This window comes from Streptomyces sp. NPDC059564, assembly GCF_042735575.1.
In the GTDB taxonomy this organism is placed as follows: domain Bacteria; phylum Actinomycetota; class Actinomycetes; order Streptomycetales; family Streptomycetaceae; genus Streptomyces.
In genome coordinates this window covers 45323-52112 of record NZ_JBHWBP010000016.1, presented here as the reverse complement: position 1 = coordinate 52112, position 6790 = coordinate 45323, and the positions used below count along the sequence as shown (strand labels likewise).

Below are 6790 nucleotides of genomic sequence, written 5' to 3'. Positions count from 1 at the left end.
GAGGTGGGCGGCGTAGTGGTTGGTGCGCGGGTCCGTTGCCGGGGGCCAGCCCCCGGACCCCCGCGCCTCAAACGCCGGCGAGGCTGACGGTGGCCGGCGAGGCTGACGGTGGCCGGTGAGGATGGAGGTGGCCCGGCCAGGGCAGCGGATCCGGGACCCCGCCCGGCCAGGGCACCGGCTCACCCCAGGAGAACCGCCCGGCCAGGGCCCCCGCATCGGCCGATCGGATGACCCCCGGGTCAGCCGGTGTGGTCGGGTGGGGGAGCCGGTACGGGGACGGGGGCGGGGTGGGTTTCGGCGGAGGGTTGGAGGGAGCCAGTCGAGCAGACGATCACCAGGAGCAGCCGCCATGAACACTCGTACCCGCGTCCTCACCGGTACCGCCCTCGCCGTCGCCCTCGGCGCCGGTACCTTCGGTGCCGTCAGCGCGAGCGCCACCCCCGCCCCCGTCCAGGCGGCGGCGAAGAAGGACGACGACCGCAACTTCACCACCTCGACGCACCTCACCATCGACGCCGCCACCCGTGCCGCCCAGGCCGCCCTCCAGGCCGCGTCGAAGGAGAACCAGAAGGTGACGGTCGCGGTGGTGGACCGCAACGGCAACACCATCGTCACCCTGCGCGGCGACGGCGCGGGCCCGCAGTCCTACGAGTCGGCGCAGCGCAAGGCCTTCACCGCCGTGTCCTGGAACGCCCCGACCTCGGTGCTCGCGGGCCGTCTCGCGCAGACCCCGAACCTGAAGGACATCCCCGGCACCCTCTTCCTCGCGGGCGGCGCCCCGGTCCAGGCCAAGGGCGCCCCGGTCGCCGGCATCGGCGTGGCCGGCGCCCCGAGCGGGGACCTGGACGAGAAGTTCGCCAAGGCCGGCGTCGACTCCCTGGGCCAGTAGGAGACCCCGCCCCCGTCCCGGGCGCCCGCTTAGGATCGGGCGCGTGGAACATCGCGCGTTCGTTCGCCTCGCCGCCCCCGCACTCGCCGTCCTCCTCGCCCTCACCGCGGGGTGTACGGGCGCCACGGTGCAGGGGCGGCCCGGTGCGTCCGGGCTGCGCGATCCGTACTTCCCCCGGGCGGGCAACGGCGGCTATCAGGTCGAGCACTACGACCTCGATCTCGCCTACGACCCCGCCGACGGGCAGCTGCACGCCACGGCCGTCATCACCGCCCGCGCCGAGCAGGGCCTCAGTTCCTTCAACCTGGACCTGAGCGGCCTCAAGGTCGAGAGCGTGGACGTGCAGGGCGCCGGCGCCCGCTACAACCGGACCGGCAACGAGCTGACGGTCCGCCCGGCCAAGGACCTCAAGAAGGGCGAGGTCTTCCGTACGGAGATCGACTACGGCGGCCGCCCGAAGCCCGTCGTCGACCCGGACGGCTCCAAGGAGGGCTGGATCGCCGTCGAGGACGGTGCGGTGGCGGTCGGTGAGCCGGTGGGGTCGATGGGCTGGTTCCCCGGCAACCACCACCCCAGCGACAAGGCCACGTACGACATCACCGTCACCGTCCCGCACGGCTACGAGGCCGTCTCCAACGGTGAGCTGCGCTCCCGCAAGGAGGTCGCGGACGGGCAGACCGAGTTCGCGTGGCACAGCCCCGAGCCGATGGCGAGCTACCTCGCGACGGTCGCCGTCGGGAAGTTCAAGGTGACGACGGGGCGGACCGCCTCGGGCGTGGCCGTCTACGAGGCCGTGGCCCCCGGCGAGGTGGCGGGCAGCGCGCCCGCGCTGGCGCGGCTGCCGGAGATCGTGGAGTGGGGGAGCGCGAAGTTCGGTCCCTACCCCTTCGGTACGGCCGGTTCGATCGTGATGCCGTCGCAGAGCCTCTCGTACGCGCTGGAGACGCAGACGAAGCCGGTCTACTCGGGCGCTCCCGACGAGGTGCTGGTCCTGCACGAGCTGGCGCACCAGTGGTTCGGCGACTCGGTGTCGCCGAAGTCCTGGAAGGACATGTGGCTCAACGAGGGCTTCGCGACGTACGCGGAGTGGCTGTGGTCGGAGGACCGGGGCGGGGTGAGCGCGCAGCGCCGTTTCGACGCCTTCCTGGCCGGTGACACCTCGGTGGACCGGGACGCCGGCAGCGACTGGGCGGCCTTCCCGCCGGGGTCGCCGCCCGGTCCCGGGAACATCTCCGACGAGCCGGTGTACTACCGGGGCGCGATGGTCCTGCACCGGATCCGGCAGGAGGTGGGGGACGTGAAGTTCTTCGACCTGCTGCGCGGCTGGGCCGCCGATCACCGGCACGGGAACGCGAGCACGGCCGACTTCACCGCGTACGCGCAGCAGCGCACGGGCCACGACCTGAAGAAGGTGTGGGACGTGTGGCTCTACGGCGAGGGACGGCCGACGGTCTGAGGCCGGGTCACAGGGCCTTGCGCAGGACCCGGCACGGGCGGCCGTGTTCGCGGTCCTCGGTGCGACGGAGCTCCGAGTAGCCCTGGGTCTGCCAGAAGGCGAGGCCGGCGGGGTTGTTCTCCAGTACGGCGAGCCGCACGCCCGTCCGGCCCGCGGTGCGGAAGCGGTCCTCGACCAGGGTGGCGACGGCGCGGCCGTGGCCCTCGCGGTGCGCGGTGGAGTCGATGAGGAGGAGGCCGATCCACGGGTCCGGGTCGGCGGCGGCCGGGTCGGGGTGGTGGTCGAGGGTGACGGCCAGGCCGACGAGCCGGCCGGCGGAGCGGGCCAGCAGCACCTCGGCGCCCTCGGGCGCGAGTTCGTCGGCGAGTGCGGCGGCGACCTGTTCGACGGTGATGCGGGCCGGGTCGGGGAAGTCGCCGGTCAGCTCGAAGAAGGCGTGGTTCGTCGCGTAGAGCGTGGCGACCTCGGTGAGGACCGGGCCGGGCAGGGCGCCGTCCACGGGGACGAGCGGTTGGAGGATCACCTGCCGAACGGTAGCGAAGCCCCCTGCCCCGGGCTCGGGGAGGGGGCTTCGCCGGCGCGGACGCGCGCTTCGGATCCCGACCGGCAGGTCAGACGTTGACGCCGAAGTCCTGCGCGATGCCGGTGAGGCCGGAGGCGTAGCCCTGGCCGACCGCGCGGAACTTCCACTCGGCGCCGTTGCGGTAGAGCTCGCCGAAGACCATGGCGGTCTCGGTGGCGGCGTCCTCGGAGAGGTCGTAGCGGGCGATCTCGGCGCCGCCGGCCTGGTTCACGACGCGGATGTACGCGTTGCGGACCTGGCCGAAGTTCTGGCTGCGGGATTCGGCGTCGTAGATCGAGACCGGGAAGACGATCTTGTCGACGTCGGCGGGGAGGCCGGCGAGGTTGACGTTGATGGCCTCGTCGTCGCCCGCGCCCTCGCCGGTGCGGTTGTCACCGGTGTGGACGATGGTGCCGTCCGGCGTGGTCTTGTTGTTGAAGAACACGAAGTGGCCGTCGGAGACGACCTTGCCCATGGCGTTGACCGCGATGGCGGAGGCGTCGAGGTCGAAGTCGACGCCGGTGGTGGTGCGGGTGTCCCAGCCGAGGCCGACCGTGACGGCGCCGAGGCCCGGGGCCTCCTTCGTGAGCGAGACGTTGCCGCCCTTGGACAGGCTTACTGCCATTTTGACTGGTGTCCCTTCTTCGTCACATGACCGCGCTGCGTGGTCGTGGTCAAGTTACTGCTGACCTGCATAACGCGGCGAGGGGGCCCGTAGGTTCCACATGGCCCGGAGCGGCCCCGAAATCGGGGTGACGGGGGCGGTGGCGGGGGCCGATCATAGGGGGCATGCCTGGTCCCTATGTCATCCGCGGTTCGGTCGCGCTCCCCGAGGGGGAGCTCGCCTGGCGCTTCTCGCGTTCCTCCGGGCCGGGCGGGCAGCACGTGAACACCTCCGACTCGCGGGTGGAGCTGCTCTTCGACCTGGGGGCGACCAAGGCGCTGCCGGACGTGTGGAAGGAACGGGCGCTGGAGCGGCTCGCGTCCCGGCTGGTGGACGGGGTGGTGACGGTACGGGCCTCCGAGCACCGCTCGCAGTTCCGCAACCGGGAGATGGCCCTGGTCCGGCTGGCCTCGCTGCTGGCGGAGGCCACGGCCCCGCCGCCGAAGGCGCGCCGCGCCACGAAGATCCCGCGGGGGATCAACGAGCGCCGTCTGCGGGAGAAGAAGGCCCGCGGCGAGACGAAGCGCGGCCGCACCGGCCGCGACTGGTAGGACCCACACCCCTCTACTGGGCTACGGCGCCAGGTGCCGGTAGCGCCCGCGGAAGTACGTGAGCGGCGGCGCGTCCGGGACCGGCAGGGCCGCGCCCAGGACCCGGCCGATGACCAGCGTGTGGTCGCCCGCCTCGACGCGGGACTCCGTACGGCATTCCAGGGTGGCCAGCGCCCCCGTCAGCAGCGGCGCCCCGCTGACCGCGCCGCGCACGTGGGGCAGGCCCTCGAACAGCAGCCGGTCGCTGATCCGGTTCTTCATGGCGAAGCGGCCCGCGACCTGGAGCTGGGAGTCGGCGAGGACGGAGACCGCCCACAGCGGCTGCTCCGCCAGCAGGTCGTCCATCCGCGAGCCCTCGCGGACGCTGACCAGGACCAGCGGCGGGTCCAGGGAGACGGACATGAAGGCGGTGGCCGTCATCCCGACGTCCTCGCCGCGCGGCCCGTCGGCGGTCGAGGCGGGCTCGTGCGCGGTGATCAGGCACACGCCCGCCGCCAGCCGGGACATGGCCGCCCGGAACTCGTCGTTGCTCACCCCCTCAGGATGGGGGGTGGTGGTCGGTACGGGGGGCAGCGGGGGCACAAGGGTCGTCTTCGGCACGTCCCGAACGCTAGTCCCGCCGCCGTGCGGCGCACATCGGGCGCTGGTCCGAGCCGCGTCCCCGCCCCGCGGCCTAGGCCCGGGCGTATCGTTTGCTCACGAGAAGGTGGGGGAGCGCTCCCACTCAACACCCCGCCCAGAGTGCGCCGTTATTCATCTCATGTGACTTGAGTCACAGAGAGCAAGATTTGTTGACCCTGTGTACCTGCCGCACAGCTCACTGTGATTCAGTGGACGGGACACCGCAACGAAACGCCGATGACAAACCTGGAGTTGCTGTCGAGGTCTCGGGGAGAGCGAGCAATGGAGACCGAGTCGGAGCCGTACGTCCGTCTTGCGACCCTGCGGCAGCTGCACCAGGTGGTGGCCGAACTCAATACGGCCCGGAGCCTGGCGGACACTCTGCAGACCGTCGTGGACGGCATCGTGCGCGGCCTCGGCTACGAACTCGCCTGTGTCAATCTCGTACGCCCTGACGGGGATCTCGTCGTCGCCGCCTTCGCCGGCGACCCGGCCGCCGAGGCCCTGATCACCGGACGCGTCGGTTCCCGCCCCTCCTGGGAGCGCCGGCTGACGATGGGCGAGGACTGGGACGGGCTGCGCTTCATCCCGCACACCGAGGGCTGGGTCCTGATCGAGGACGACGTCCCCCAGTGGCACACCGACGGCCCCGATCCGCGGTTCGAGGGCGAGTGGCACCCCGAGGACCGGCTGTACGCCCCCATGTACGCGACCGGCGGGGAACTTCTGGGTGTCATTTCGGTGGACAGACCGCGCAACGGGCGCCGCCCCGGCGCCTGGGGGCGCGAAGCGCTCCAGATGTACGCATTCCAAGCCGCGATTGCGATCAGCAACGCACGGCTGCGGGCGAACATGCAACGGGCCCTCGTCCGGCTGGAACGAGAACAGCAGGCGCTGCGGGCCAGTGAAGAGTCGTTCCGGCAGGCCTTCGAGTACGCGCCCAGCGGCATGGCCATCGCCGAGATGGGCGGCGACCAGCACGGCCGGCTGCTGCGCACCAACGACGCCCTGTGCCGCCTCCTCGGCCGGCCCGCCTCCGTGCTGCGCCGCTACTCCTTCTCCGACCTGGTGCACCCCGAGGACATCGGGACCCTGCTGAGGACCTCCGCCGAGGGCGGCCGGGCCGAGCTGCGGCTGGGGCGGCGCGACGGCACGTACGTATGGGTCTCGCTGCGCAACTCGGTCGTCGCGGACGCCGCCGACGGCCCCCGCTTCCTGCTCACGCACGTCGAGGACATCGAGGAGCGCAAGCGGCACGAGCTCCAGCTCGCGCACCGCGCCAGCCACGACTCCCTCACCGGCCTGCCCAACAGCGCCGAGCTGCGCTCGCGGCTCGGCGCCCGGCTGTGCCGGCGGCCCCAGTCGGTGCGGGCCACCGCCGTCGAGGCGCTCGACGCCGCCTTCGAGCCGCGCCCCGAGGCGGGTGGTGCGGGCGAGCACGGCTTTCGGGCCGACGGGTACGAGGGCGCCGGCCACGGCTTCCCTCCCGTCGGGGCCCCGGCCGGGGCGGGGGCGCCGGAGCCCTTCGAGTACCCCGGGGGCGCCTTCGTATCCCACCCGGACGGCGGCCCGTACGACCACCACGTGCACACGGTGGCGCCCGCCACGGACATCGACGACGGGACGAAGGGGCTCGCGGTCCTCTTCTGCGACCTCGACGGGTTCAAGTCGATCAACGACCGGTTCGGGCACCACACGGGCGACGCCGTTCTGATCGAGGTGGCCCGCAGGCTCACGACGGGCGTCAGGGACGGTGACACCGTCGCCCGGCTGGGTGGTGACGAGTTCGTCGTCCTCGCCGACGGCCTGGGCGCGGCCGACGCCGCCGACCTCGCCGTACGGCTGCGCAACGCGATCATCCCGCCGATCCGCGTGGACGGGCGCGCGGTCCGTGTGGGGGCGAGTTTCGGCATCGGCTGGGCCAGCTGCGGGATGTCGGCGGACGAGGTGCTGCGCTCCGCCGACCAGCGGATGTACATCGAGAAAAGGTCCCGTTCCAAGGCACACCGGCGGGCCGGGTAGTCTGATCGGCCGCTCGTGGGCGCAC

Annotated in this window: 7 protein-coding genes; 4 read left to right on the top strand and 3 right to left on the bottom strand. The window is 72.4% G+C overall.

The window, feature by feature from the left end:
* The first annotated feature begins 349 nt into the window (after positions 1 to 349).
* Positions 350 to 889, top strand: coding sequence for a heme-binding protein (locus ACFV0Q_RS05945; protein ID WP_385001046.1), 540 nt, complete (start codon positions 350 to 352; stop codon positions 887 to 889).
* Between the two features lie 43 nt (positions 890 to 932).
* On the top strand, positions 933 to 2345 hold the full coding sequence (locus ACFV0Q_RS05940) for a M1 family metallopeptidase (protein ID WP_385001043.1): 1413 nt from the start codon (positions 933 to 935) through the stop codon (positions 2343 to 2345).
* Positions 2346 to 2352: 7 nt separating this feature from the next.
* On the opposite strand, the gene ACFV0Q_RS05935 is transcribed toward ACFV0Q_RS05940, so the two are convergent.
* Together ACFV0Q_RS05935 and ACFV0Q_RS05930 are read right to left on the bottom strand one after the other, a co-directional pair.
* The gene (locus tag ACFV0Q_RS05935; protein WP_385001040.1) at positions 2353 to 2868 is read right to left on the bottom strand and encodes a GNAT family N-acetyltransferase; all 516 of its coding nucleotides are present in this window, start codon (positions 2866 to 2868) and stop codon (positions 2353 to 2355) included.
* Positions 2869 to 2956: 88 nt separating this feature from the next.
* The gene (locus ACFV0Q_RS05930) at positions 2957 to 3532 is read right to left on the bottom strand and encodes a TerD family protein (protein WP_385001038.1); all 576 of its coding nucleotides are present in this window, start codon (positions 3530 to 3532) and stop codon (positions 2957 to 2959) included.
* A gap of 164 nt (positions 3533 to 3696) precedes the next feature.
* Between ACFV0Q_RS05930 and arfB the strand changes: the two genes are divergently transcribed.
* Entirely contained in the window at positions 3697 to 4122 is a 426-nt protein-coding gene (gene arfB, locus ACFV0Q_RS05925; protein WP_385001036.1) for an alternative ribosome rescue aminoacyl-tRNA hydrolase ArfB, read from the top strand.
* 21 nt (positions 4123 to 4143) lie between these two features.
* Here the strand turns inward: arfB and ACFV0Q_RS05920 are convergent, their stop codons facing one another.
* Entirely contained in the window at positions 4144 to 4722 is a 579-nt protein-coding gene (locus ACFV0Q_RS05920) for a flavin reductase family protein (protein WP_385001033.1), read from the bottom strand.
* Positions 4723 to 5025: 303 nt separating this feature from the next.
* Between ACFV0Q_RS05920 and cdgB the strand changes: the two genes are divergently transcribed.
* Positions 5026 to 6765 (top strand): diguanylate cyclase CdgB, encoded by a 1740-nt coding sequence (gene cdgB / locus ACFV0Q_RS05915; RefSeq protein ID WP_385001030.1) that lies wholly within the window; start codon positions 5026 to 5028, stop codon positions 6763 to 6765.
* Positions 6766 to 6790: the final 25 nt, after the last annotated feature.